Consider the following 25,445-nt stretch of genomic DNA (forward strand, 5'->3'; position numbering starts at 1 on the left):
CACGCCGCGCGGACCTCCGTCCTCCGGCAGGTCTTGCGCGCCCACCTCCTCCTTTCGGCAGACCCCCTCCCGACTGATCCGACGACCACTCCCCGGTCTCTACGCTGGAAGGGTGCGGTTCTTCGTCCGAACAGCGGTCCCCTGGCTGGCTGCCGCGTGCGCGTTCGTCGCCCTCGGCCTGGTCGACCTGTGGCTGGGCGAGTTCAGCGGTCAGGGCAACGTGCGCCTGCCGTGGGCGGTGGCGGCGGTGGCAGTGGCCCTGTGCGCCGGGTGGCCCGGCCCGCGCGGCCTGCCCGCACTCGCGGCGGCGCAGGCCGCCTGCGCGACGGGCATGTGGTGGGCGACCCGGCACGACCAGTCGGTGGAGATGCCCTTCACCCTGTCCGCGACCACGGCCATGCTCGGCGTGCTCGGCCTGCTGGTGTGGCGCGGCCAATTCCGGTGGACGGCCGTCGCGGCACCCGTCCTGGCGTTGTCGGTCCTGGTCCAGCCGCTGCGGGGCGACGTCGAGGACCTGCGGACGGCGGTCGGTGTGCTCGTGCTCGCACTCGGCATCGGGGTCGCCGTGACGGCCGGCCTGGCGGCCCGCCTGACCGCCGCCACGCGGAGGCGGCAGGTGGACCGCGCCCGCGCCGCGCAACGCGCCGAGTTCGCCCGCGACCTGCACGACTTCGTCGCTCACCACGTCACCGGGATCGTGGTCCACGCGCAGGGCGCGGCGGCGGTCGCCGCCACCCGTCCCGACCTCGTGCTGCCCGCGCTCCACGAGATCGAGCGCGCCGGCACCGAGGCGGTGGACGCCATGCGCCGCGCGGTCGGCCTGCTGCGCGACAGCGGCGACGACCTGGTGCCCGGGGTCACCGAGGTGCCGGCTTTGGTGGAGCGCTTCCGCCGCACGTCGGGCCTCCTCGGCGAACTCGACGTGCGCGGCCCGTTCACCGACGTGCACCCCAGCACCTCCACCGCGGCCTACCGCGTGGTGATGGAGGCGTTGACCAACGCGCGCAAGCACGCGCGGGGCGCCACCGCCGTGGACGTGTCGGTCCACCGCACCACCGGCCACGTCGAGATCCGCGTGACCGACAACGGCCGCTCCGTTCCCGACCACCCCGGCGGCTTCGGATTGCGCGGCCTGCGCGAACGCGTCACGGCGGCGGGTGGCACCCTGTCCGCGGGCCCGGCCCCGCACGGGGGCTGGGCGGTCCGGGCCAGCCTGCCGGTCGAGAAGGAAGCATGACGATCACGGTCCTCATCGCCGACGACCAGGCGATGGTCCGCACCGGCTTCCGCATGATCCTGTCCGCCGAACCGGACATCGAGGTCGTGGGCGAGGCCGTCGACGGCGTGGAGGCCGTGTCCATGGCGCGGGACCTCGACCCGGACGTCGTGCTGATGGACGTCCGGATGCCCCGCCTGGACGGCCTGGAGGCGCTGCGCCGGATCAGCGGCCCGAAGGTCGTCGTGGTCACCACTTTCGACGACGACGAGCACGTGCGCGAGGCCCTCCGCCACGGCGCCTCCGGTTTCGTGCTCAAGACCTCCGGCGCGACCCTGCTGGTGGAGGCGATCCGCGCCGCGGCCTCGGGCGAGGCCCTGGTGAGCCCGGCGATCACCGTGCGCATGCTCCGCGAACTGGCGGGCCGACGCCCCGAGCCCCGTGACGTGCCGCTGTCCCCCCGGGAACTGGACGTGGTGCTCCTGGTGGCGCGCGGGCGCACGAACGCCGAGGTGGCGCGCACCCTGCACGTCACGGTCGGCACGGTCAAGACGCACCTGGCGGCGGTCCAGGCGAAGCTGGGCGTGCGCAACCGCGTCGAGATCGCCGCTTGGGCATGGGAGTCGGGCCTCCTCGACGCCGAGAGGTGAGCGACGGGATCGGCTTGAGTCGGAGGAGCCGGCGGCCGCCACCGAGGTCGCCGCCCGTCCGCGACCCGGGGTCGGCGGTCCCGCGGCACTGCTCGCGGTGGTTCACAGCAGGGCCAGGGCAGAGCGCTCCCACACCTCGTCGGGCACCGTCCCCGGGAGGAGGGCTTCCTGCTGGGCCAGCCCGCGCAACAGCGCCGACAGCGGCACCGCGATGGCGTGCGCTTCCTGCTCGGTCAGGTCACGGCCCCGGTGGGAGCGGCCCGTCAGCAGGGGTGTGAGGGCGGGCAGGGCCACCCGGGCGCGCGCGGACGGGTCTTCCAGGACCAGGCCCAACGCCTCGACCTCCAGGCGCAGGAGCCCCGGTCCTTCATCCGAGGTCACCAGCGAGCGGTAGGCGCGGACGTGGGCGAGGACGGTGTCGGTGACGTCCGGTCCGGGCGGCACCTCGATCCGCCGACCGACCTCGTCGAGCACCGCGAACAGCAGTTCCCGCTTGGCGCCGAACAGCGAGTAGATCGCGCCGGTGGTCAGGCCCGCCCGTTCCGCGATCAGCTCGATGCCCACGCCGTGGTAGCCGCGCGCCAGGAACAACTCGCGCGCCGCCCCGACCAACGCCGCGGTGTTGCGCCGCCTCTTGTCCTCCCTCTTGCCCACCAGGTTATCGTAGCGTCACTATTTGATAGTGACTCTACGGAATTGAGGACCGATGCACCGCTTCCCCACCGCCGGCGAACTGGCCGAGGGCCTCGGCGGCCGCACCTACGGCATGTCCCGCCGGGGCGAACCGCTGCTCGTGACCACCATCGGCACGGGCGAGCGCAACGCGCTGGTGTTCGCGGGCCCCCACCCCGACGAACCGGTCGGGTTCCTCACCATCCGCGCCCTGGCCCGCGTCCTGACCGGGGAACCGGCCCGGCGGGCGGGGATGCGCTGGCACCTCGTGCCGTGCGTCGACCCGGACGGCGCCCGCCTCAACGAGGGCTGGTACGCCCACCCCGGCGACCGCGCGGCCTACGGCCGCCACCACTACCGCCCCGCGTTCGCCGAGCAGGTCGAGTGGACCTTCGGCGACCCGATGCCGGAAACCGCGGCCCTCGCCGCCCTGATCGACGAGCTGCGGCCGGCCTGATGTGCTCGCTGCACAACGGCCAGTACGGCGGTGTCTTCCACTACGTCAACACCGACGACGCCGAGTTGGCCGCCCGCCTGTCCGAGGTGCCGGCCAAGCACGGCCTGCCACCGCACAACGCCATCTGGGAAGCGCCCGACTCGGCCGTGCTCGCGCCGGGCGTGCTGCGGATGCCCTCCGTGCCGGGCCTGGTCAGCAGCGCCGACTACGCGTCCCGGCACGGCACGACCACGGTGATCACCGAGGTGCCCTACTGGGAGGACCCCCGTGCCGGCGACACCTCCCCGTGCGGGCGAAACCTCGCGGAACTCGTGGGCGAGGCGATGGCACTGCTGGACGAGACCGCCGCCGCCCTGAAGATGATCACCCCCGAACCGGTGACCGACACCCCGTTCCACCGGGCCTACCAGGACGGGCTGCGCATGCTGCACGGCGTGCGCGCGAACTGGTCCAACCAGGTCGACCGCCCGGCGACGGTGGCCGAGCAGTGCTCGTTCGAGGTGCTGCCGCACATGATGCGCATCCGGCTCGCCGGGGCGCTGCTGCGCGTCCTCGACGCCGAGCGGCGCCCGGCGACCGAGGCCGAAGCGGTCTTCGGCCACTGGTGCGAACTCGCCGACCGGTCGCTGCCCGGCACGCCCATCCCCCTGCACCGCCTGGCGGACGTGCAGGTCGAGTCGGCGCTGGTCGCCGCGCACGCCGTTTCGAAGACCGCCTGACGCCGTCGAAGCAGGCGTCGCCCCGCCACCGGTTGGTCCAGCAGCCCGGCTCGCTCAGATCGATCAGGACCTCCAACGCGAACCGGAGCGCCACAACCGCACGGTGACCCGGGAGGCGCTGGAGAGGATCCTCCCGTGGTCGCACTCTCCGGTGACATCACCCGTTCGGACCCGTCTCCAGCACGCTCCGCACACCTCTGGTACAGCATGGAATCCGAGTTCTGGTACGACTCCTGGGCCGAGGGCGGCACGAAGACCAGCTTCCACTTGCCGAACGTGCACGAGCACGCCCTCCTGCTGGACCGCCTCGGCCTCGTGGCCGGCGCCCGCGTCCTGGTGCCGCTCTGCGGCAAGACCGCCGACCTGCGGTTCTTCGCGGAGTCCGCGGCGGAGGTCGTCGGGGTCGAGCTGGTGCCCCGGGCGGTCGCCGAATTCTTCGCCGAGAACGACCTGGACCCGGTGGAGGAGGAGCCCGACGTCTTCCGCTGCGCCAACCTCGTGATCCGCCGCCAGGACATCTTCACGCTGACACCCGAGGCGCTCGGCCCGGTGGACCTGGTGTACGACCGGGCCGCGCTGATCGCGTTCCCCGACGACATGCGGCAGCGCTACGCCGAGGCGATCACCCGGCTGGTGCGACCCGGCACCCGGTACTTCCTCAACACCCTGGAATACCACCCGAGCCTGCCGACGCCGCCGTTCACCGTCGGACCGGACGAAGTCGCCGACCGCTTCGGGGACGCGTTCGAGGTCGAGCACGTGGCCGCCGAACTCCGGCCGAACCACCGGATGGTCGAGAAGTTCGGGCTGACCAGCCTGGTAGAACACGGCTTCCTGCTCCGCGCGCGCTAGTACGAGCTGTTGCAGCGCGCCTGACCGAACACCAGGTAACCGCTCTGCACACCGGAACTGTCGACGCTGCCGTCGCAGTTGACGGCGCGGAAACCGTTGAACTGGGTGTGCTCCGGGTCGGCGTACCACTGGTACAGGCAGGCGTAGCCGCTCTTGCACACCGGGATGGCCTGGGCAGCGGACGGCACCAGAGCGACGACCCCGAGTGCCGCGGCGACCGCGACCACCAGACGACGAATCACGGTGGACCTCCCTTGCTCAAGGGGCCTGCCGCCCCGGTGGCGAACGTCCGCTCAGGATGGCAGCGGGACCGCCCGCAGCGACATCGCCGATCGGCAGAACGCTTCGGGATCACCGCCACAGCGTGATGCACATGCTCGCGGCACTCGACCTCGCCCCGGGGTGGATCCACTATCCGTTCCGCTGGAGAACGCGCGGTTCACGGCAGGACCAGCGGTGCGAGGGCAGGCACGACGCTCAGTTCGCCACCCAGCAGGGACAACTTCAGCGGGGCGCCCGGCGGCAGCTCCCGGCGCAGGTCGTCGGGGATGTAGTCCATGGTGGCGATGCGTTCGGCGTAGTCGAGGAACCGGTGGCACCCCACGACCCGCACCTCGGCCGGGCGCGGGGCGTCGAGCACGTCGGCCAGGGTGAAGCCCCCGGCGGCGGTGGACTGGACGACCTCGACGGCCGACAGGTGACGCATCGCGACCCGCTCGGGAAACAGCAGACACGCGAAGTGCCGGTACAGCACGTACTCCGACGCGCCGGTCCACTTCGACGACTCGCTGGTGGCCAGGAACGCCCGCCAGAACGGCGCGCCGTGAGCCTGTTCCACCCGGCGGGTCAGCTCCGCCGACACCACCCGGTCGAACACCATGTGGTGCTGCATCCCGCTGAAGTGGTCCACCGGACGCCACCCCGGCACCAGGCGGGCCGCGGCGCTCAGCGCCGAGTGCCGCGACGGGGCCGCGGCTCGTCCGCCGTTCACCCAACGCAGCGGATATCCCATGGGCAGCCGCACCCGACCGTCGTGATCCACGAACGACACATCGGCGACGAAGGCGATGTCGGCGTCGACGACCAGCACGTGATCGGGCGTGTCACTGTCGAGCAGGTCGAAGCAGCGCAGTTTGAGCAGCTGTTGGAAGTACCACGACGCGTTGGTGTGACGCGACCCGGCCGCCCGCAACGCCTCCCCGACGTCCCCGATGCCCGGCCTGATCGATGCCTCGTCCAACCACCGCACGCGCTCATCGGCCGCCGTCACCGGGAACCGCGACACGACGTGCACCGCGCGAACGGGGTTGCGGCAGTGGCGCAGGACCGAATCCAGGCACAACCCCACGTCACCCGCGTCCTTCGGCGCGATCGGGATGACCACGTCCAATTCCGGCAGGCTCACATCGACCACTGACGACACGAGATCATCCTGATGCGGCACCGGAGTGCGCACACCGCCGATCGGCGGAACCGCATCACGTGCCGGGCCGGTCGTCCACGTCATGCGCTGTCCCTGACGCACCGCACCCGCTGCTCCTCGCGTCGACCGACGACCAGGTGGTTCCGATCGACCCGACCGCGCCTGCCGGTGGTACGACCGGTCGGGGAAGTCCCCCGTTCCTCCACATCGGACACTGGCGCCCGACGCGGGACCTGAACCCACCTGGGCCGCCGGTCGTCGGCGCGGTCGCCGCGGAGGGGGTCCTCCGCGGCGGCGGGTCAGGCCGTCCGGGCCCCGTCGGCGGCCAGGCGGAACCGGAAGTCGCGGAACAGGTCCGTCTCCGGCGCGTTCGCGCCCCGCAGGCGGAGGGCGTAGCTGATCAGGGCGTGCGGGATCATGTACAGGCGCAGCCCTTCCTCCGTCGCGCCCTCGGACATGTTGTCGATGACCCAGTCGATCGCCGAGCTGCCGCGGTAGCGCTCGCGCGGCTCGAAGACCAGTTCGGGGGCGCCGATCTCGCCGAGCACGTTGAGCGCGTAGCTGACCGGGAAGCTGCGGTTGGCGCGGTTGGCCGGGGTGCTGTCTAGGTCGGTGAAGGAGTCGACCATCTTGTGCAGCGCCTCCTCCGGGATGAGGTCCATCCGCCCGGTCTGCATGGCCACCTCGATGATGTACGGGTAGGCGATGCCGTTGGGGAAGAAGTTGGCACCCGGGTCGACCTGGTCGAGCACGGCCGCGATCTCCTCCACGTACCCGTCCAGGTCGGGCAGCCGGTCGCGCAGCCGGCCCAGGTTGTGCAGGCCGACGATGTAGTACTGGCTCATGTGGACGCGGTCGCTCCACGGCACCTCGGACAGCAGTTCCTCGGCCTCGGCCAGCCAGTCGACCGGGTCGTTCAAGTACTCCGCCCGGCCGCTCATGGCGATCGCGTTGAGCATGCACAGCAGGGGGTAGACCTTCGACCAGGCGGTCGGCAGCTCCTCCGGGAACGACGGGAAGATCCCGATCTCGTCGGCGCGCGCCATGTAGTGCAGGGTCTCCCGCATGTAGTCGCGCTCGCCGTCGAAGATGTACTCGTCGTAGCCCAGCAGCGAGAGCACCGACATGAACATCGAGCCGGACCGGCCGCGGAAGTAGGGCGCCGGGATGTTCTCCAGCAGGCCCAGCGCCTCCACGACGCGGTTGCGCTCGGGGGTGACCAGCCGCTCCTTCAGCCCGACCTGCCCGAGCGCGAGGAACACCGCGGAGCTCGCGGACAGCCGCTCGTAGTCGCCGTGCCGGCCGCGGTTCTCGTCGGGGATCTGGTCCGGCGCGATCTCGTCGAGCGTGTCCAGCACCTCGGCCGGGAAGTCACGTCGGTCGTTGACCAGCAGGGACACGTCGAGGCCGAGCTTGGCGAACGAGTCCATGACGAGGCAGCCGGCCAGCGCCCGGTAGTAGGGGTTGCGCTCGGCGCGGGCGGCGTCGAGCAGCGGCTCGACCGCCTGGTCGACCCACGTGCGGTCGCGCGCGGGGTCGTTGACCTTCAGCACGAAGTCGCCCAGGTCCCGGCAGAACAACGCGTACGCGTTGGACGGCAGGACCTTCGCGGCCAGCTGGTCGAGCGCTCGTCCGATGTGCCCGGCGACCGCGGGGTCGTAGTCGACGGGGTACTGCCCGAGGCCCAGGGCGCGGATCATGCGGCTCCACGGCGCGGTGATCATGCGGGACTCGTTCGACAGGTCCGTCAGCCCGGAGACGGGGAGGGTGCGGGAAGCGGTGGTGGTCATGGTTCTCTCGGTCCTTCGTGGTCGGTCGGTGTGGGGTCGCGGGTGGCGGGACTACGCGGCGGCGGCGCGGCCGGGCAGCGGCGGGACCGGCAGGCCGAGGAACTCGGTGCGGCGCCCCTCCAGCATCTCCAGGGCCCAGTTGAGCCACTTGATGCCCTCGCAGTAGATGGCCACCGGCCGTCGCTGCGACTGGTGGTTGTCGATCAGGGTGCCGCCCAGCTCCGCCTGGAAGTGGAACGGCGGCATCGCGGTGAAGTGCGTGCCCATGACGAAGGCGAACCGGATCAGCCAGTACGGGTCGTCGCGCAGGTGCGGCGAGCCCGGGTCGTCCAGGCCGTACACCTCGGTCATGATCGGGGCGAAGTGGTCCTCCATGCCCCGGGGCGCGTCCGGGTCGACCGGTCCGCCGGCCACCGCCACGTCACGCACCCGGTACGCCCGCTGGTAGGGGTTGCCCTCGGTGAACTCGATGTCGACGCTGGGCGTGCGCCCCGGACCGCACCGGACCCGCAGCGCGAAGTGCTCGTGGTGCAGTTCGTCGTAGTGGCCGATGGAGTTGTGCCAGGGCTTGTTGTCGTACATCGGGTCGTCGCGGGTGTCGGCGCCCGTGCTGCGGAAGCCGATCGCCCTCGGGTCGAGGAACCTGATGCCCAGCGACGCGGCGGTGACGGCGGCCAGCGCCGCGTCGACCTCGTCGGCCGGGGCGCCGGACTCGATCAGGCGTTGCGCCCGCAGCAGCGGTCCGATGTCGGTGATCTTGATGTTCTCGGTGTTCGTGTCGCCCATGACCAGGGAGTGCACCCGCGGCTCCAGGACGTCGAGGAACGCCGGGTTGCCCCGGAACCGCCTCAGCAGGGCCGCCGAGTTCAGGTAGGACACCCCGTTGACCACGATCCGCTCGGTGTCGATCAGGTGCTCGTCGAACGTGCGCGGCGCGGTGCGGCGGCACAGGTCCAGCCGGTCCTCGATCTTGCGGAAGTAGGAGTCCTCCAGCGTCCGGCCGGGCGCGGGGACGCGGTTGACCGCGTGCACCTCGTCGTTGAGGACCTTCAAGACCACCGTGTACAGGCGGGCGATCACGGCGGGCGGCGGGCAGTGCTCGGCCACGAACCGGCTGACCTCCGTGCCGGGCACGTAGCTCATCTCGTAGATGACCTCCTTGTGCGTGGTCCGCTCGTCCTGCCGGAGGTGCTCCGGGACACCGATCTCCCGCTCCAGGCTCGCGAAGGCTTGGGGGAAGTACGGGCGCACCGACTCGGGCAGGGCCTTGAGGTACTCCGCCTGGTTGCGCGCCTTGGCGAACGGCGGCAGCATCACTCCCTCGCCGTCGCGGTTCCACCGGGCGGTGGTCAGGGCCTCGCTGAGGATCTTGCGGACGTGGACGCGGTCGTCGCCCTCCTTCCTGATGAAGATGGTCATGGACTCGCTGCCGCCCTTGCCGAAGCCGACGACCTCCTCGCCGCTGTCGACGTAGGCGTAGACGACGCTGCTGAGCAGGTTGCGGCCGCGCGCGTGGCGCAGCACCTCGCGGTACTCGGCGGTCAGCGACAGCGTCGACCGCGTCTCGAAGTCGTCCAGGGCGGGGTTGGCCCGCTTGCGCCAGATGTCGGTCGGCGACCGCACCGCGATGACGTCCGCCCGGAACGGGCCGGTGTCGAAGTGCGCGGCGTCGAGCGTCGAGCCGAGGGACAGGATCTGGCAGTTGCCGTTGAGCTTTATCCGGCGGACGGGTGAGTCGAGGGTGCTAGGCGATGACGACACGGGTCGCAACCTCCAGATCGATCTTCGCGTGCAGGGGTGTGCCCGCCGGGGAGAGGACCGGGACCTCGGGTGTCCGCAGCGAGGCCAGCACCCGTTCCAGGGCGGCCCGCGCCTCGTCGGTCTCCATGCCGGAGCGCAGGTAGGCGGCGTAGAGCCGCACGACGTCCGGCAGCGCCGCCGCCCCGGACGCGGCCAGCGCGACCAGCCAGCCCATCGGGTCGCTGCCCGCGAGGTAGTGGTCGTGCTGGAACGCGGCGGGCCGGTGCAGGCGCAGCAGCCGGAACAGCGTGTACTGGTAGACCAGGTAGCCGAGGGCGAGCTGGTCGACGGTCGGGGTGGTGACGCCGGGCAGGGTCAGGAACCCGTCGTCGGTGACGCCGAGGCTGTCGAACACCTGGTCGTAGATCTGGCGTGCGAGCGGCTGCGTGTCCAGCAGCAGCCGGGTGTTGACCGCCAGGTCGGCGTAGTCGAGGCCGGGCAGGTGGTCGAAGTGGATCACGACCACCTCGTGCTGCTCGACGCCGGTGAGGCTGCGGTCGCCGACGACCCCCGCCGCGTCGACCACCTTCAGCTCGGCGAACACCTGGCCGAGTTCCTCGGCCTCGCCGACGATGCGCTTCTTCAACCGGGCCTGGAGCACGAGTTCGCCCGCGTCGAGGTCGACGTGATCGCGGTAGTTGTACGTGTGCTGGAAGGTCTCCAGCAGCTCGTGGAACGCGGGCGACGCGGACCGGTCGCGGTGGGTCGCCTCGTCGGCGACGACGCGCCCGATGGTGCGGTAGAGGTACCGCTCGCAGAACCGGTCCTCCCGGGAGGCGCGGAAAACCTCCCGCAGCGCGTCGTGGTGCCGGTCGGTGATCCGGTCGGCCGCGGTCCGCAGGTCCGCCAACTGCCCCAGCACGGTGTCGGCCAGCCGCACCGCGCGCAGGAACTCCTCCGCCGCGCCCGCCGTCCCGGTGTAGGAGGTGACCGGCACGTCGAGGTCGTTGTCGACCAGCAGCCGCACCGACTTGCCGCCCAGGCCCAGTTCGACGATCGCGTCCGGGCGCAGCGCGTCCAGCGTCTCCGCGGTCGCGCGCGACGCCATGACCTCGTCGATGATCGCCAGGACGCCGTTGCGGACCTCGGCCGCCGTGGTGAGCAGGCCGGCGTTGTTGTTCGACACGACCGGCGTGTGCGGCTTGCGGAACACGACTCCCCGGTCGGCCATGAACCGCTCGAACGCGTGGCGCACGGCGGTCATCCGCTCGGCGTGGGCGAGGAACGTGGTCGGCGGCTTCAGCTCCTCGACCGCGACGGCCGGGAAGCCCCCGGCGAACCGGTCGAAGGCGTCCTTGGCGCCGGCGCGGACGTAGACGTTGGTCTGGCGGTGCGAGTAGACCTTGTGCACCTCGACGTCGGAGGTCGGGAAGTTCCGCGCGATCGCCGCCAGGAGCGCGGCGAGGTCCGCGGGCTCGCCGCGGAGCCCGACCACGTGGTGCGGCTCGGTCACCAGCGGCCGACCGCGCAGCGACTCCGGCAGGTACGCGGCCAGTTCGGCGGCCAGTGGGTCGTCGTCGGCCACGCCGTCCGCGGCCGTCAGCAGCAGCGGGGTGAACGCGTGCGCGAGCCTGGTCCCGTCGGCGACGGAGAGGGCGCCCGCGGCCACCGCCGCCGTGATGATGCCGAAGCTCTCACCGGTGTAGCCGGCGAGGCGCAACGGCACGCCCGCGTTCGCCGCCGTCACGCGCAGGTGGATGTCGAGGGCGAGGCCGTGCGCGAGGAAGGCGGCACCGATGAAGCCCTGCGCGGCGAGCCGGTCGCCCGGCACGTTCTCGGGGACGAGCAGCAGCCGTTCCGGGCCGGGCAGGCCCAGCGCCCGCGCGCCCTGCTCGTAGACCTCGACCACCTCGGGAATGCCCGAGTCGAGCAGGCCCCGACCGAGATCCCGGTAGAACGACCGGCTGCCGAGACCGGGGAAGAAACCGACGACCTGCCGGCCGCGGTCGATTCCGAGCAGGTCGCCCCGCGCCGTGCCGATCGTCCGGCGGAATTGTTCCCGGGAGAACAGGAACGCGTTGGCCCGCGACAGGGAACGCACCAGGGTCGTGGATTCCCGGAGGTTGTCCGGGGTGATCAGAATGGCCGCCGGCGCGTGGTCGACCCCGGTCACCGACCTGGTGACACCGCTGGCGGCGGGCGCTATCCGGTCCATCACGAAAAACGTGAAGAACTCGCATTCCCGGAGTTCGTCCACGAGCGCCAGCAGATCCTCCGCGCTCGCGTCCGCGACGAACGCGGGGTCGATCGGGTGGGCCGCCGCGAGCCGGTCGGACACCGCCGGGTCGGCGAAGGTCGCCCGCAGCGAGTCGATGTCGTCCGCGCCGATCCCGCGCAGGACCGCGTGCCGCGACGCCCGGCGGATCGCCAGCACCGGCCGGACGCCGCGCCGCAGGCGGGTGGCGGTCCGCGCGGTGGTGTCCAGTGCCCGTTGCAGCTCGGGGTCGAGCCCGTTGCGGCGCAGTTCGATCGAGGCGCGGTGGAGGTTCTGCGCGAACTCCGAGCCGCCGGTCCCCGGCTCGCGGCTCATCGCGGCGGCCGCGGCGCGCACCCACGGGTGGATGGCGCGCACGTCCGCACGACCCAGGATCCCGGCCAGGAACTCGTCGATCCCGGGCACGCCGTGCAGCAGCGCGCCACCGGGCTCGGCCGCGCCCTCGACCAGCCAGTAGCCGGGGCGCAGCAGGTCGAACAGGCACTGCCGCAACGCGGGCGCCGCCACGCCGCGCTCGTCGCGGTCGCTGAACAGGAACACCGCCTGGCGGTCGTGGTCGAGCACGAAGTCGGGCACACCGCCGTGCGGCGCGGTACCGCTCACGTCGAACGGGACCTCCGCGACCACGTCGCCCCGCCGGCAGCTCAGCCGCACCCGGTCCGCGTGGATCTCGACGTCCGCCACGTTCGGCAGGTCGACCGCGGCGGACGCGTCGGTGATCGCCTTTTCGAGGCTCGCGTAACCGTGCGGGTAAGCACGTCTCAGGGACGAGGCGACCCATTCCGGAATAGCGGGTCGGGGCGGCGTCGTGATGCGGCGGGCGTCACCGCCGGAAATCACCGCCGCGCGACCGCCCGTCCTCCCGGTCGTCGCCGTCACGAGAGCTGATGTCATCACAACCACATTCCTCGCCGTCGAAAGTTCCGCCCGTCCCCCCTGGTCGGGCGGGTTCGAGTTCGACAGGTAGGAGTGCGGCCCCCGGTGCCGGATACGTGCCGGTGGCGCGGTGGAGACAGATTCCGGTCAAGTTGGTCCACTCGGCCGATCCGTCGCGCCGGACCGGGAACCAATTGCCCGAACCATAGGCTCTGCCTTGAATATCAAGGGTTTCTTAAGTCGCCGATAATGAGTCCGATCGGGGGGTTCGTGATACGTGTCCTGGATCACACCCGGCTCGGGCGCGCACCAGGTGGTTCGCCATGGTCAGGCTTCGACGGTCAGGAGGCCGGTGACGGGGTCGGAGCTGGGAATGTCGTCGGACCAAAGGCCGTGGCGTTCGGCCCGGAGCCGGATGACCGCTGCGCGGTCGGTGGTGGGAGGTGCGGCGTCGGGTCCCAGCGGTGCGGGCTCGTCGCCGCGACGAGCAGGATGCCGTCGTCCCTGGCCTTGCGGGTGATCCGTTCCGGTGACATCCGGGAGGGTCGTCCTCGCGCAGCAGGCGGAACAGGTCGCGTACGCGCGGATCGGTCGCCAGGGCGGGAGCGACCCGCTCATCCTGCCGTCGGTGCAGGACGGCTACGTCCGGCAGCGGTGCGCGACCGGCGGCTTCGTCGACCACGGTGGTCCCATGACACCGGTGGCCCGTTCGAACGTGACACCCCTGCCGTGGCGTGGCGCATGGCGACCGAGCCTTGGCGGGGAGCTGCCGTCCGGGGCGTTGCGGCGACCGGACGCCATCGGTGTGAGGATGGGTGTCGTGGACATTCGCCGCAGGAACAACGTCGTGGTGACCGGCAATCCCGAAGGGCCGGTGGTGGTGCTGGCCCACGGCTTCGGCTGCGACCAGAACCTGTGGCGGCTCGTCGTGCCCAAGCTCGCCGGGGACCACCGGGTGGTGCTGTTCGACCACGTCGGGTCGGGTGGTTCGGACCTGTCCGCCTGGAGCCCCGAGCGGTATTCGACGCTGCGCGGGTACGCCGAGGACGTGGTGGAGCTGTGCCGCGAGCTGGACCTGCGGGACGTGGTGTTCGTGGGGCACTCCGTCGCGGCGATGATGGGCGTCCTGGCGGCGGCCGACGCCCCCGAGCTGTTCGCCAAGCTGGTGCTGCTCGTGCCCTCGCCCCGCTACCTCGACGACGGCGACTACCGGGGTGGCTTCACCGCCGCCGACATCGACGAGCTGCTGGAGTCCCTGGACAGCAACTACCTGGGCTGGTCGGCCGCGCTGGCCCCGGTGATCATGGGCAACCCCGACCGCCCGGAGCTGGCCGAGGAGCTGCGGGAGAGCTTCTGCCGCACCGACCCCGACATCGCCCGCGCGTTCGCCCGCGCCACGTTCCTGGCCGACAACCGGGCCGACCTGGCCCGGGTGACCGTGCCGACGCTGGTGGTGGAGTGCGCGCACGACGCGATCGCGCCGCGCGGGGTCGGGGCGTTCGTGCAGGCCCAGATCCCCGGCAGCACCCTGGTCACGCTCGACGCCGTCGGCCACTGCCCGCAGCTCAGCGCCCCCGACCGGACGGCGGCGGCGATCGCCGCGTTCACCGGGGCACGCCCGTGATGGTCGGCGGCGAACCGCCTCCTGGTCGCGACGGGGACCTGGACGACCCGGCCTTCGCCGGCCTGCTGGAGGAGAGCGCCGAGGACCTGTACGAAAGCGCGCCCTGCGGCTACCTGTCCACCATGCTCGACGGCCGGATCGTCAAGGCCAACGCCACCCTGCTGGGCTGGCTGGGCCGCGGGCGCGAGGAGGTGGTGGGCCGCCTGCACTTCTCCGACCTGCTCACCGTCGGCGGCCGGATCTACCACGAGACCCACTTCGCCCCGTTGCTCGCCATGCACGGCGAGGTCAACGGCATCGCGCTGGACCTCGTGACCGCGTCCGGCGACCGGCTGCCCGTCCTGGTCACCTCGGTCGTCCGGCGCGGGCCCACCGGCGCGCCGCGGGTGGTCCGCACGACGGTGTTCGACGCCCGCGAGCGGCGCGCCTACGAGCGTGAGCTGCTGCGCGCCCGGCGGCAGGCCGAGCAGGAGCGCGACCGGATCGAGCAGCTCGCCACGACCCTCCAGCGCACCCTGCTGCCGCCGTCCCTGCCGACCGTGCCCGGGATCGAGGTGGCGGCGCACTACCACCACGCCTCGCCCGACCAGGTGGGCGGCGACTTCTACGACCTGTTCCCGCTCGGCGACGGCCGGTGGGGCTTCTTCCTCGGCGACGTGTGCGGCAAGGGCTCGGTCGCGGCGGCCGTGACGTCGCTCACCCGGTACACGCTGCGGGCGGCGGCCGTCACCGACCCCGGGCCCGAGGCGGTGCTCCGGACCCTCAACACCGTGCTGGGACAGGAGGTCGTGGACGGCGTGCCGAGGTTCTGCACGGTGGTGTTCGGCGTGCTGGAACCGGCCGACGAGCAGTGCCGCGTGACCTTCGCCGGCGGCGGCCACACCCCGCCCGCGGTGCTGCGCGCCGACGGCACCGCCGCCTACCACCCGACGACCGGCGGCCAACTGGTGGGCGTGCTGCCCGACGCCCGCTTCGTCACCCGGCACCTGACCCTGGCGCCCGGCGACACCTTCCTGCTCTACACCGACGGCCTCACCGAGGCCCGGACCGCCGACGGCCCGGACACCCGGTTCGAGGAGGAGGGCTTGCTGGAGTTCCTGCACCAGGCGCCACCGGCGGCGGCCGAGCTGGTGAGCGCCCTCGCCGCGCGCCTGGCCGCGTTCGGCGACGGCTTGGAGGACGACGTCGCACTGCTGGCCCTCGGCCTGCCCGGCTCGGGAGACCGCCCGTGACCCCCTTGGGCGTCGTCCACCGCACGTTCCGCGGTGGCGGCCCCGCGATCATCTCCCGATCAGGAGATGATCGCGGCCCGGACCACCGCCTTTCGGGCGGCGGCCCCGGATCGGGACCGCCGCGTCAGAACGCGTGTGCGGTCACAGCTCGCAGGCCGTCACGCGCTCGCCACCGGTGCACCTGTCCGCGCTCGCTCCGCCGTCCAGGGAGTCCAGGCCCGGGCCGCCGTCCAGGACGTCGTCGCCCGATCCGCCCGTCAGGACGTCGTCACCCGGGCCGCCGAAGAGCGTGGACGGCGTGTCGGTGTGGTTGGCGAGCAGGTCGTTCCGTTGCCGCCGCGCAGGACGATGCCCCGGACCTCGGTGACGTCGCAGACCACCCGGGTCAGGTCGGACCGGTCGGAATGCCGGCAGCCGTCGGCCGCGACGAGCGGCTACGAGTCCTGGACCACGTGGCCGGCGCCGCCGGGCAGGAGCGAGACCGTGGTGGAGCCGCCCCGGTGCGGTCCGGCGTTGTAATGGAGGTCCGGGCTGACGGGCTCGACGTAGACCACGGCGGCCTCCAGCGTGTACAGACCTGCCCCGTTGCTGATGCTCTCGACGTCGCTGTAGATCACGTCGAGTTGGTTTGGGGATCCGAACTTGTACTGGACCGCGTCGTAGCCAAAGCCGCCATGGACTGCCGGTGACGGCGCTCAGCAGCGCCGTGAACGCCACAAGCGCCACGGCGACCACGCCCCCTCGTGTCCTGCCTCGCACGTCTCCCCCTTCGGGTGTGGTCCTCCGGTTCCCGGAGGTCGGCACCGTTGTAGCCCGGCGGCCTTGTGATCGGGTTGTGGTCGGGGCCGCGCCTGGCCGGCGCGGCCCCACCGGGATCGGTCAGTACACCTCGCAGGCGGTGTAGTTGTCGCCGTAGAGGCAGGTGTCCACCTCCGTGCCGCCGTCGATCCAGTCGTAGCCCGGGTCGCCGCCCTCGATGTGGTCGTTGCCGGCCTCGCCGTACAGGTGGTCGCCACCAGGGCCGCCGTACAGGAAGTCGCCGCCCTCGCCGCCGAGGACGGTGTCGTCGCCATCGGAGCCTGCCAGCGTGTCCACCGAACCGAAGCCCTGGATCCAGTCGCTCTCACCGTTGCCGTTGATGTAGTTGACGGCGCTGTTGCCGTACAGCCGGTCGCGGCCCTCTCCGCCGTACAGGTCCTCCACGTCCGACGCGATCGTGTCGCCCTCGCCCGCCGCGCCGTCGTCCTGGCTCACGCCGTCCGCGTCGGCCGTGACCCCCTCGGCGTAGCCGTAGTAGGTGACGCCGTCGCGGCCGCCGCCACCCCAGAACTGGTCCTTGCCGCTGTCGCCGCGCAGGATGTCGTCACCGGGGCCGCCGTGGATGTTGTCGTCGCCCGCCTGGCCCCACAGGATCGCGGGCAGCGACAACCAACTGGTGATTCCGTCGCTGCCGCCGCCCGCGAAGACCTGGACGCGCTTCACCCCCGAGCTGTCGCACGCGACGCGGGTGTGGTCGGCCGGCGTGGGGTACCAGCAGGTGATGCCGGGCGTGATGTCGACGATGTCGTCGAACAGGATCCACGCGCCGGAGTGCTGCACGGAGATGCTGTTGTTCACGCTCCCGGCCTGGTACACCAACGTGTCCACGGACAGCGCGACCTCGCCGACACCGACCGCCGACGCCGTGCCGGTGGTCAGCAGCACGGGCGTCGCCAGCGCCGCCGCCACCCCGAGTCCGATGATCCTCTTCATGTGCTTCCTCCGAATCCCGGGAGCCCTCGCCCCCGACCGGGATCAGCACACCGGGGCCGGCTTGTGATCGGGTTGGGGTCGGCCTGTGGTCGCCACCGTCGAGCGGCTGTCGGTCTCGGCGAAGCCGCGGCGTTCGCCTTTGCCCGCGCGGTGGACCCGCCGAGGCGGTGAACGGCTACGCCCACTTCGGTTCGGGTGGAGACGCGCAGTTTCGCGAATAGGTGGGACAGGTGGCTTTCCACGATTCGGGTCGAGCCCTGTGGGAATGAGCGGGCGCGGAAGGCCTTCTGCCCGGCCAACGAGCCAGGAGCATGCGGCCCGCGTGGATCGAGCTGCGCCTTCACTCTCCCTGTTGATCACGGTTGGAGCGGTTGAGCTGTGACTAGCGCAGGGAGGAAGCGAGGCCGATCCCCTGTTCCCGCAGTGCCCTGGCGACCACCTCCGCGATGCGGGCGGCACCGGCGGCTTCGAAGTGGGTGTGGTCGTTGCAGAAGAAGGCACCGACCGCGCCCTCGCTGTAGTTGCCGTCGTTGGGGCACAGGCGCAGCGAGTTGTAGAGGGCGACGCTGCGCCGGTGCAGGTCGATCACCGGGACCTGGTCGGCCTGGCCCTGCGCGATGGTCTCGTCGACGAACCCCCGGTTGCCGACCGCGGTCGAGCCGGAGCAGCGGATCGCCGCGACGGGCGTGACGAACACCGGCTTCACGCCCCGCGCCTTGGCCTCGCGCGCCATCGTGCCGAGCAGTTGGCGGTAGCGGGTGGTGCCCACGTGGCGCGGGCAGTTGCGGTCGCCGTCGTTGATGCCGAACTGGATGATCAGCCAGTCCCCCGCCCGCATGCCGCCGGCCGCGAGCATACCGGACCAGCGCGCGGCGTAGGTGCGCGGGCTGACCACGCACTCCCCGGTGGAGTCCTTGGTGCTCTTGACGTTCGACTCGTAGAGCCAGGTCTGGATGCTCCGGCCGCCCACGGCGTTGTTGACGACGGTGACGTCGTCGTTGAACAGCCGGTCGAACTCCCGGCCCCAGCCGACCGGGCACGTGCCGCTGCCGTTGGCCATGGTGGAGTCACCGGCCAGCCACACCTTGAACGGCGCGGCGGCGGCCCCCGGACCACCGGCCCGCGGCGCGGGGCACGGTGCCGGGGCGGGTGCGGCGTTCGCCGGTGCCACCACGGCCGCCATCGCGGCGCACACGGCCGCGGCGACCGCCAGGTACCTGCTCCGTGCGGGAATCCCCATCGATCCTCCTGTCGTTTTCGGCGGACTGCGGGCGTCAGCGGACCTGCGTCGACCGGATGACGTTGAGCCGGACGGCTTCGTTCAGCACCAGGTTCGACATGGCGGCCGCGCCGTACTCGGAGAAGTGGGTGTTGTCGCCCTTCTCCCTGGTCAGGAACAGCCTTTCGGAAGCCGTCGCGCCGAGTTGTTCGACCAGGGTGGCGGAGAGCGAAGTCAGGTCGATCAGCGGTGCTCCTTGCGCGCGGGCGACGGTCTTCACCTCGTTCGGCAGGTTGACGCCGAGTTCGTTGACGTGGCGGGCGGTGGCGGTGAGGCGCCCGGCCGAGTCGAACAACCGGCGGACCGGTGGCGTCACCAGGACGGGGGCACCTCCGGCCGCGCGCACGTCGCGCACCATGCGGGTGAGGTTGTCGCGGAACGCGGTGGCGGTGGTCCGCTTGTCGTTGTGCCCCAACTGGATCACGACGGTGTCGCCGGCCCGGACCTGGGACCGCACGGCGGGGAACAGCGCCGCGTTGGACAGCACCGAGCCGGAACTCTCGCCGGAGTCCGCGTAGTTGGCCACCGACAGGCCTTCGCGCAGCAGTCGGGGCAGCGCTTGGCCCCAGCCGGCGTAGGGGGCGACGGGCTGGTCGCACACGGTGGAGTCGCCGACCAGGAACAGCGCCGGCGGCCTGGCCTGCCTGACCGTGACCGCCTCGACCGCCGGGGCGCGCCCGTCGAACACCAGGGTCAACCCCGGGGTGCCGGTGCCGCCCTGACCGGTGGGCTGTCCCTCCGGGGTGCGGACGTTGACGGTCAGGACCCGATCGGTGAGCTGGCCGGCGCCGGTGTCCACGGCGGAGAGCACCCGGCGACGAGCCTCGGCGGTGACGCCGGTGTTGGCCGCCCGGGTGGGACTGCCCAGCCGCACGGTCACGTCGTAGTGGCCGGGGGCGACGTCGTAGTGGCAGGTGATCGGACCGGTTCCGGTGCAGCCGGCCGGCGCGGCGTCCGCCGGCGCGGCGCCGGGGGTGGTGAGCGCGGAGGACAGGATCGGGGCCAGGCGGTCGGCGATCTTGCGGTGGCCCTGGTCGTTGGGGTGGACGTTGTCGGTGGTGTCGGTCGCCTCGACGATCCAGCCCGTGGTGTCCACGAACCGCACCTTGGGGTCGTCGACGATCCGCACGGCGGCCTGTGTCTGGGGGATGAAGCGCTTCCGGAAGGTCTGCAACGCCAGGACCGTGGCGTTCGGGTACTTCGCCTTGGCGCGGCGGATCAGGGTGACGTAGGCGTTCTGGAACTGCTCACCGGTCACGCCGTGGCCGACGTCGTTGGTGCCCAGGTTGATCACCACGGCGTCGGCGCGGTAGCGGGAGAAGTCCCAGTTCGCGGCGTTGGCCTGGAGGCCGGTGCGCAGGAACCGGTCGCTCATGCCGATGCAGCCGTCGGCCGCGGAGACCAGGCACGCGCCGCCCACGGCGATCTGGGTGTGACCCGCGCCCAGGCGCTCGCCGACCAGCCACCCGTAGGCGGTCAGCGCCTGCTTGGACGACTGCTGCCCGACGGTGATGGAGTCGCCGACGAACTCGATGGTCTTGCCCGGCACGGGCGGCGCGAACGTCGCGGCGCCGGCGTCCAGCTCGATGCCCCGGTAGACCGCGTCACCCCGGTAGGACCCGGCGACCGGCCGGTAGGACACGCGCAGTGTGTGGTTGCCCGCAGCGAGCGGGATCGGGGTGAGGTCCACCGTGCCGCCGCGGTTGACGTAGGACACGTCCGGGCCGCCGTCGATGCTGACGAAGAAGTCGATCGCGTTGCGCTGCTTGAGCTTCACCGTCCGACCGGTGAAGCCGACGACCAGGTAGGCGCCCGCCCACTCGGAGACGTACGCGGTCGGGTCGGCGGTGTTCCACCGGCCGAAGTACTTCACGTTCGGGTCGGTGGGGGCGCCGGTGCCGCCGGGCGTGCCGCTGCCCAGCCGGACGAGCTGCCACTGCCGGCTGGCGCCCGAGTTGATGTCGTACTGGGAGACCCGCGTGCCCTCGGCGGCGGACTTGACCTGCATCGCCTTGCCGCTGTGCCGGGCGACCACAGCGGTGGCCGCGGTGTCGATCGTGGCGGCCCGAGCCGACGGCGCGGCCGGTGCGAGCGCGAGAGTCGCGACCGCCACCGCCAACACCGATGCCGATCGCATGACCACACCGCATGACGACGATGTCATGTGCGTACCTTTCGCCTTGATGGGCACCGCATACGTAGTCCACTGTGGACGCAAGAGGATCCGCCGGTCCCGTTGGACACGGCGATCGCCCACACCCTGGTCGAGTTCGCGAGCGCCACCGCCACCCTTCGTCGCCGACGCCGGAGGCACTCCCAGCGTCTGTCGTCGGTTGTGAAACGATTCAAATCACGCGCCGGCGTTATGGAAAGCGTTATCCAGTTGCTGGTCGCAGTACTGATCAGACCGCTTTCGCGGCCCGGGTCGATGTCGGGGTTTCGTTGTCGCCCATGACGTTCCGGCGACAACCCTGCCGTGGAGACCGTACGAACGCCGCCGTCCCGGTGTCAACAGCCCGGAGCGAAAACCTTTCGAGCGCGGTTCGGACATCGCCCGAACGGGCCAGCATCGGCGGCCACATCGAGTCCTGGCGTCCCAAATGGCTCGCACCCTACCTCACTAGTCCACTGTGGACAGTGTATCAGCCGGGCGAAATAACCGAAGTCGGTCTGTTTACACACCGCATTCAGGGAGCTACTGTGCACGTTCACAACCCTGGTCGCTGTCGCCTGCCGCACCTCCCCCGGTCCCACCCGTGCCCGATTCGGACCGGAACGGCACCACGGTCCCACTGTCCTCTGTGGATGATCACGGGCTTTGACAACGGCCGAGCCCGGGCCATCCGCATTCCGCCGCCATGGGAAGCACAACTCCGACGAACGGAAATCTGCCATGCACAGATCAACGTTGATACGTGCACTGCTGGTCATGACGTCGTCAGTCCTCGTGGCCGGCGCTGTGACGCACCCGACCGCAGGAGCCGCGCCCGACGTCCCGCGGGCCGAGAGGCTGGACCGCGGGCTCGTCAGCGTCCACACGGGGAAGGGCAACTTCCTCAGTTGGCGGTTGTCGGCGGGTGACCCGCCGGGTACGGCGTTCAACGTCTACCGCGACGGCACGAAGGTGACCTCCACTCCCCTCACCCGCACGAACTTCCAGGACCACGGCGCGCCGGCGAACGCCGTCTACGCGGTTCGTCCGGTCGTGGGCGGTGTCGAGCGGGCGGGTGCCGCCGCGGCGGAAGGCGCGTTGCGGATGTCGCCCCACACCGGAGGCGAGGTGGGTGTCACCGCGAGCACGAGGGACGTGCCGTTGCAGATCCCCGCCGGGGGTTCGACGCCGTCGGGCAGCTTCACCTATGAGGCCAACGACGGCAGCGTCGGCGACCTGGACGGCGACGGGCAGTACGAGATCGTGCTGAAGTGGAACCCGACCAACGCAAAGGACAACGCCCAGTCCGGGTACACCGGCAACACCATCCTCGACGCCTACAAGCTCGACGGCAGGCGGTTGTGGCGGATCGACCTGGGCCGCAACATCCGCTCGGGCGCGCACTACACGCAGTTCCAGGTGTTCGACTACGACGGCGACGGCCGGGCCGAGGTGGTCGTGAAGACCGCCGACGGCACGCGATCGGGCACCGGTCAGGTGATCGGCAACGCCAACGCAGACCACCGGAACTCCAGCGGCTACGTGCTGTCCGGACCGGAGTTCCTGACCGTGTTCCGCGGCAGCGACGGCGCGATCCTGGACACCGAGAACTACGTGCCCCCGCGCGGCAACGTCTCGGACTGGGGCGACAACTACGGCAACCGCGCGGACCGCTTCCTGGCCGCGACGGCCTATGTGGACGGTTCGCGGCCGAGCATCATCATGGCCCGCGGCTACTACACCCGAGCGGTGATCGCCGCGTGGGACTTCCGCGGCGGCCAGCTCACCCGCCGCTGGACCTACGACTCCGGCCGAGGCGGCGCGTACGGGCAGGGCAACCACAACCTGTCCATCGCGGACGTGGACGCCGACGGGCGCGACGAGATCGTCTACGGCTCGGCGACGATCGACGACAACGGCACCCTGATGTACAGCACCGGTCTGGGTCACGGCGACGCCCTGCACGTCGGCGACCTCGCGCCGAGCAGGCCGGGCCTGGAGGTGTTCACCGTCCACGAGTGGACCAGCTCGCCGGCGATGGACGTGCACGACGCGCGGACCGGCCAGTTCCTCTACCGCGCGCCCTCCTGCGGCTGTGACACCGGGCGCGGCGTCGCCGCGGACGTGTGGGCGGGCAGCCCCGGCGCGGAGATCTGGTCCTCGTCGGTCGGCGGTCTGCGCAGCGCGGCGAACGGCAACCAGGTCGCCGCCCGCAAGCCGGGCTCGCAGAACTTCGTGATCTGGTGGGACGGCGACGCGCAGCGGGAACTGCTGGACGGCACCCAGATCACCAAGTACGGCACCGGCGGCGACACCCGCCTGCTCACCGGCTCCGGGGTGGCGTCCAACAACGGCACCAAGTCCACACCGGTGCTCCAGGCCGACATCCTCGGCGACTGGCGCGAGGAGGTCATCTGGCGCACCACCGACAACCGGGCCCTGCGCATCTACTCCACCACCGACCCGACGAGCATCAGCCGTCCGTCGCTGATGCAGGACCGCCAGTACCGACTGGCCGTGGCGTGGCAGAACACCGCCTACAACCAGCCGCCCCACCCGAGCTTCGCCACCCCGTGACAACGCACCCGACGCTCCTGCCGCCCTTCGCGGGCGGCAGGAGCACCTGCCCTGTCCCGAAACCCGATCACCTGTTCCGCACGGCCCTCGCCCACCCGTTCGGCGACGGGTGGGCGAGGGCCGCTGCGCTGCCGACTGGAGGACTCGACGGATGACGACGCACTGGCCCACCTCGGGGCTCGGTTTCGGCGGGGACTACAACCCCGAGCAGTGGTCGGCGGAGGTGTGGGACGAGGACGTGCGCCTCATGAAAGAGGCGGGCGTGAACATCGTGACCCTCGGCGTGTTCAGCTGGGGCGCCCTCGAAGTGGCCGACGGCGTGTTCGAGTGGGCGTGGCTGGACCGCGTCATCGACCTGCTGCACCGCAACGGGATCGCCGTCGACCTGGCCACCCCCACCGCCTCGCCGCCGCTGTGGCTGCTCGCCGCCCACCCCGAGATACTCCCGGTCAACGCCGACATGACGCGGCGCCACCCCGGGGCGCGGGACGGCTGGTGCGCGAACTCCGCGACGTTCCGGCGCTACGCGTTGCGCATGACGAAGGCGCTCGCCGAGCGCTACGCCGCGCACCCGGCGGTGGTGCTGTGGCACGTGAGCAACGAGATCGGCGGCGGGAACCGGCGCTGCCACTGCGACGAGTCGCTCGCCGCCTTCCGGGGCTGGCTGCGCCTGCGCTACGGCTCGCTGGACAACCTGAACCGCGCCTGGGGCACGGCGTTCTGGGGGCTCCACGTCACCGACTGGGACCACGTGCCGGCGCCCCGCGGCGTCGAGGCGCACAACCCGGCCCTGGTGCTGGACTACGACCGGTTCTGCTCGGACTCGCTGCTCGACCACTTCCGGGCCGAGCGCGACGCCATCCGCGAGTTCGCGCCCACCACGCCGATCACCACGAACTTCATGGTCGGCCCCCACCAGGACGTCGTCGACTACCCGCGCTGGGCCCGGCACGTGGACGTCGTCGCCAACGACCACTACACCGTCCCGACCGACCCGCTGTCGGCTCAGGACATCGCGTTCAGCGCGGACCGGGTGCGCGGGATGACCCCCGGTCGCGGGCCGTGGCTGCTCATGGAGCACTCGGTCAGCTCCCACGCCTGGTACCCCGTCAACCGCGCCAAGGCGCCCCGAGAGCTGGTCCGGGACAGTCTCGGGCACGTCGCGCGCGGCGCCGACGGCGCGCTGTTCTTCCAGTGGCGGGCTTCGTTGCGGGGCGCCGAGCAGTTCCTCCAGGGCATGGTGTCGCACGCCGGTCCCGACTCCAAGATCGGCCGCGAGGTGCGGGAGCTGGGCGCGGTGCTGGGCCGGCTCGCCGAAGTGCGGGGCTCCACCGTGGCACCGGCGCGGGTCGCGCTGCTGTTCGACAACGAGGCGGGGTGGGCGTTCTCCCGAGGGCTCAAGCCGCACAAGGAGATCGGCTACGGCGACGAACCACGAGCCTGGCACCGCGCGCTGTGGACTCGCAACGTCCTGGTCGACGTCGTGCCCCCGCGGACCGACCTGAGCACCTACGACCTGGTTATCGTGCCGACGCTGTTCCTGGTGGACGACGAGTCCGCCGCGCGCGTCGCCGCGGTGGCCCGACGCGGTGGCGTGGTCGTGGTGACCTGGATGTCCGGCATCGTCGACCACGAGAACGCCGTGCGGCCCGGCGGCTACCCCGGTGCGTTCCGCGAGCTGCTGGGCGTGCGGTCCGAGGAGTTCTTCCCGCTGCACCCCGGTGAGCGCGGCCGACTCGACTCCGGCGCCACGTTCCACACGTGGTCGGAACTCATGGACGTCGTCGACGCCGAAGTGGTCGCGCGCTACGCCGACGGTCCGCTGGCCGGTGGGCCCGCCCTGACCCGCCGCGCGGTCGGCTCGGGCACCGCCTACTACGTGTCCTGCGCCCTTGAGCCCGAGAGCATGGACGAGTTCGTCGGACAGGTGCTGGACGACGCGGGCATCGAACCGTCCGGTGGCGGAGCGGGCCTGGACGTGGTGCGCCGCGAGAAGGACGGCACCACGTGGGTCTTCGCCCTCAACCACGGCGACGAGGAGCGCCGCGTGGCGGTGAAGGGGGTCGAGTTGGTGACCGGGGAAACCGTCGACCACGAACTGGTCGTGCCGGGCCGCGAGGTGCGCGTCGTGCGGCAGATCCGGTGAACGACACCGGGCG

Annotated in this window: 20 protein-coding genes; 9 read left to right on the forward strand and 11 right to left on the reverse strand. The window is 71.6% G+C overall.

The genetic code is table 11. From position 1 onward, the window contains the following. Positions 1-112 precede the first annotated feature (112 nt). Both RIN75_RS29240 and RIN75_RS29245 read left to right on the forward strand, forming a co-directional pair. On the forward strand, positions 113-1,237 hold the full coding sequence (locus RIN75_RS29240; RefSeq protein WP_309115255.1) for a histidine kinase: 1,125 nt from the start codon (positions 113-115) through the stop codon (positions 1,235-1,237). Beyond that, the gene (locus tag RIN75_RS29245) at positions 1,234-1,866 is read left to right on the forward strand and encodes a response regulator transcription factor (protein WP_309115256.1); all 633 of its coding nucleotides are present in this window, start codon (positions 1,234-1,236) and stop codon (positions 1,864-1,866) included. Before RIN75_RS29240 ends, RIN75_RS29245 begins: the two co-directional genes overlap by 4 nt. A 102-nt stretch (positions 1,867-1,968) precedes the next feature. Here the strand turns inward: RIN75_RS29245 and RIN75_RS29250 are convergent, their stop codons facing one another. After that, entirely contained in the window at positions 1,969-2,520 is a 552-nt protein-coding gene (locus tag RIN75_RS29250) for a helix-turn-helix domain-containing protein (RefSeq protein ID WP_309115257.1), read from the reverse strand. Between the two features lie 52 nt (positions 2,521-2,572). Here RIN75_RS29250 and RIN75_RS29255 point away from each other — a divergent pair, with 52 nt between their 5' ends. The 3 genes from RIN75_RS29255 to RIN75_RS29265 all read left to right on the forward strand — a co-directional run bounded on the left by RIN75_RS29255 (position 2,573) and on the right by RIN75_RS29265 (position 4,566). Further along, positions 2,573-2,995, forward strand: a complete 423-nt coding sequence (locus RIN75_RS29255) for a hypothetical protein (RefSeq protein WP_309115258.1) — start codon at positions 2,573-2,575, stop codon at positions 2,993-2,995. Then, the gene (locus tag RIN75_RS29260) at positions 2,995-3,714 is read left to right on the forward strand and encodes a hypothetical protein (protein ID WP_309115259.1); all 720 of its coding nucleotides are present in this window, start codon (positions 2,995-2,997) and stop codon (positions 3,712-3,714) included. The genes RIN75_RS29255 and RIN75_RS29260 overlap by 1 nt, the downstream gene beginning before the upstream one ends. 135 nt (positions 3,715-3,849) lie before the next feature. After that, positions 3,850-4,566, forward strand: a complete 717-nt coding sequence (locus tag RIN75_RS29265) for a thiopurine S-methyltransferase (RefSeq protein ID WP_309115260.1) — start codon at positions 3,850-3,852, stop codon at positions 4,564-4,566. Here the strand turns inward: RIN75_RS29265 and RIN75_RS29270 are convergent. From RIN75_RS29270 to RIN75_RS29290, 5 genes are all read right to left on the reverse strand, one after another. Further along, complete coding sequence (locus RIN75_RS29270; protein ID WP_309115261.1) at positions 4,563-4,808, reverse strand: hypothetical protein; 246 nt, start codon at positions 4,806-4,808, stop codon at positions 4,563-4,565. The two genes, RIN75_RS29265 and RIN75_RS29270, sit on opposite strands and share 4 nt — an antisense overlap. A 197-nt stretch (positions 4,809-5,005) precedes the next feature. Further along, positions 5,006-5,989 (reverse strand): DUF6492 family protein, encoded by a 984-nt coding sequence (locus RIN75_RS29275; RefSeq protein WP_309115262.1) that lies wholly within the window; start codon positions 5,987-5,989, stop codon positions 5,006-5,008. A 299-nt stretch (positions 5,990-6,288) separates the two neighbouring features. Beyond that, entirely contained in the window at positions 6,289-7,779 is a 1,491-nt protein-coding gene (locus RIN75_RS29280) for a hypothetical protein (protein WP_309115263.1), read from the reverse strand. 51 nt (positions 7,780-7,830) lie between these two features. Further along, the gene (locus RIN75_RS29285) at positions 7,831-9,540 is read right to left on the reverse strand and encodes a hypothetical protein (protein ID WP_309115264.1); all 1,710 of its coding nucleotides are present in this window, start codon (positions 9,538-9,540) and stop codon (positions 7,831-7,833) included. Further along, a complete protein-coding gene (locus tag RIN75_RS29290; RefSeq protein WP_309115265.1) occupies positions 9,524-12,688 on the reverse strand; it encodes a hypothetical protein in 3,165 nt (1,054 codons plus the stop codon). Before RIN75_RS29290 ends, RIN75_RS29285 begins: the two co-directional genes overlap by 17 nt. Positions 12,689-13,199: 511 nt before the next feature. Here RIN75_RS29290 and RIN75_RS29295 point away from each other — a divergent pair. Together RIN75_RS29295 and RIN75_RS29300 are read left to right on the forward strand one after the other, a co-directional pair. Beyond that, positions 13,200-14,294 (forward strand): alpha/beta hydrolase, encoded by a 1,095-nt coding sequence (locus RIN75_RS29295; RefSeq protein ID WP_309115266.1) that lies wholly within the window; start codon positions 13,200-13,202, stop codon positions 14,292-14,294. Continuing rightward, the gene (locus tag RIN75_RS29300) at positions 14,294-15,526 is read left to right on the forward strand and encodes a SpoIIE family protein phosphatase (RefSeq protein ID WP_309115267.1); all 1,233 of its coding nucleotides are present in this window, start codon (positions 14,294-14,296) and stop codon (positions 15,524-15,526) included. Before RIN75_RS29295 ends, RIN75_RS29300 begins: the two co-directional genes overlap by 1 nt. Before the next feature lie 141 nt (positions 15,527-15,667). Here RIN75_RS29300 and RIN75_RS44255 read toward each other — a convergent pair whose 3' ends face one another. From RIN75_RS44255 to RIN75_RS29320, 5 genes are all read right to left on the reverse strand, one after another. Beyond that, positions 15,668-15,940: a hypothetical protein gene (locus RIN75_RS44255; protein ID WP_375296042.1), complete on the reverse strand. Its 273-nt coding sequence runs from the start codon at positions 15,938-15,940 to the stop codon at positions 15,668-15,670. A gap of 20 nt (positions 15,941-15,960) precedes the next feature. Beyond that, entirely contained in the window at positions 15,961-16,143 is a 183-nt protein-coding gene (locus tag RIN75_RS29305; protein ID WP_309115268.1) for a hypothetical protein, read from the reverse strand. 262 nt (positions 16,144-16,405) lie between these two features. Continuing rightward, entirely contained in the window at positions 16,406-17,278 is an 873-nt protein-coding gene (locus RIN75_RS29310) for a calcium-binding protein (protein WP_309115269.1), read from the reverse strand. A gap of 382 nt (positions 17,279-17,660) precedes the next feature. After that, on the reverse strand, positions 17,661-18,518 hold the full coding sequence (locus tag RIN75_RS29315; protein ID WP_309115270.1) for an SGNH/GDSL hydrolase family protein: 858 nt from the start codon (positions 18,516-18,518) through the stop codon (positions 17,661-17,663). Between the two features lie 34 nt (positions 18,519-18,552). After that, on the reverse strand, positions 18,553-20,694 hold the full coding sequence (locus tag RIN75_RS29320) for a GDSL-type esterase/lipase family protein (protein ID WP_309115271.1): 2,142 nt from the start codon (positions 20,692-20,694) through the stop codon (positions 18,553-18,555). Between the two features lie 792 nt (positions 20,695-21,486). Between RIN75_RS29320 and RIN75_RS29325 the strand changes: the two genes are divergently transcribed. Both RIN75_RS29325 and RIN75_RS29330 read left to right on the forward strand, forming a co-directional pair. Next, positions 21,487-23,286, forward strand: a complete 1,800-nt coding sequence (locus RIN75_RS29325) for a rhamnogalacturonan lyase (RefSeq protein WP_309115272.1) — start codon at positions 21,487-21,489, stop codon at positions 23,284-23,286. 151 nt (positions 23,287-23,437) lie between these two features. Then, positions 23,438-25,432, forward strand: coding sequence for a beta-galactosidase (locus RIN75_RS29330; protein WP_309115273.1), 1,995 nt, complete (start codon positions 23,438-23,440; stop codon positions 25,430-25,432). Positions 25,433-25,445: the final 13 nt, after the last annotated feature.

Origin of the sequence: Saccharothrix sp. (genome assembly GCF_031180885.1) — a bacterium.
Classification (GTDB): domain Bacteria; phylum Actinomycetota; class Actinomycetes; order Mycobacteriales; family Pseudonocardiaceae; genus Actinosynnema.

What these genes read in the sequence shown, in the direction of transcription:
- RIN75_RS29245 (WP_309115256.1), top strand. Translation starts at nt 1,234, where the DNA reads ATGACGATCACGGTCCTCATCGCCGACGACCAGGCGATGGTCCGCACC.
- RIN75_RS29255 (WP_309115258.1), top strand. Translation starts at nt 2,573, where the DNA reads ATGCACCGCTTCCCCACCGCCGGCGAACTGGCCGAGGGCCTCGGCGGC.
- RIN75_RS29260 (WP_309115259.1), top strand. Translation starts at nt 2,995, where the DNA reads ATGTGCTCGCTGCACAACGGCCAGTACGGCGGTGTCTTCCACTACGTC.
- RIN75_RS29280 (WP_309115263.1), bottom strand. Translation starts at nt 7,779, where the DNA reads ATGACCACCACCGCTTCCCGCACCCTCCCCGTCTCCGGGCTGACGGAC.
- RIN75_RS29290 (WP_309115265.1), bottom strand. Translation starts at nt 12,688, where the DNA reads ATGACATCAGCTCTCGTGACGGCGACGACCGGGAGGACGGGCGGTCGC.
- RIN75_RS29300 (WP_309115267.1), top strand. Translation starts at nt 14,294, where the DNA reads ATGGTCGGCGGCGAACCGCCTCCTGGTCGCGACGGGGACCTGGACGAC.
- RIN75_RS29310 (WP_309115269.1), bottom strand. Translation starts at nt 17,278, where the DNA reads ATGAAGAGGATCATCGGACTCGGGGTGGCGGCGGCGCTGGCGACGCCC.
- RIN75_RS29315 (WP_309115270.1), bottom strand. Translation starts at nt 18,518, where the DNA reads ATGGGGATTCCCGCACGGAGCAGGTACCTGGCGGTCGCCGCGGCCGTG.
- RIN75_RS29320 (WP_309115271.1), bottom strand. Translation starts at nt 20,694, where the DNA reads ATGCGATCGGCATCGGTGTTGGCGGTGGCGGTCGCGACTCTCGCGCTC.
- RIN75_RS29325 (WP_309115272.1), top strand. Translation starts at nt 21,487, where the DNA reads ATGACGTCGTCAGTCCTCGTGGCCGGCGCTGTGACGCACCCGACCGCA.
- RIN75_RS29330 (WP_309115273.1), top strand. Translation starts at nt 23,438, where the DNA reads ATGACGACGCACTGGCCCACCTCGGGGCTCGGTTTCGGCGGGGACTAC.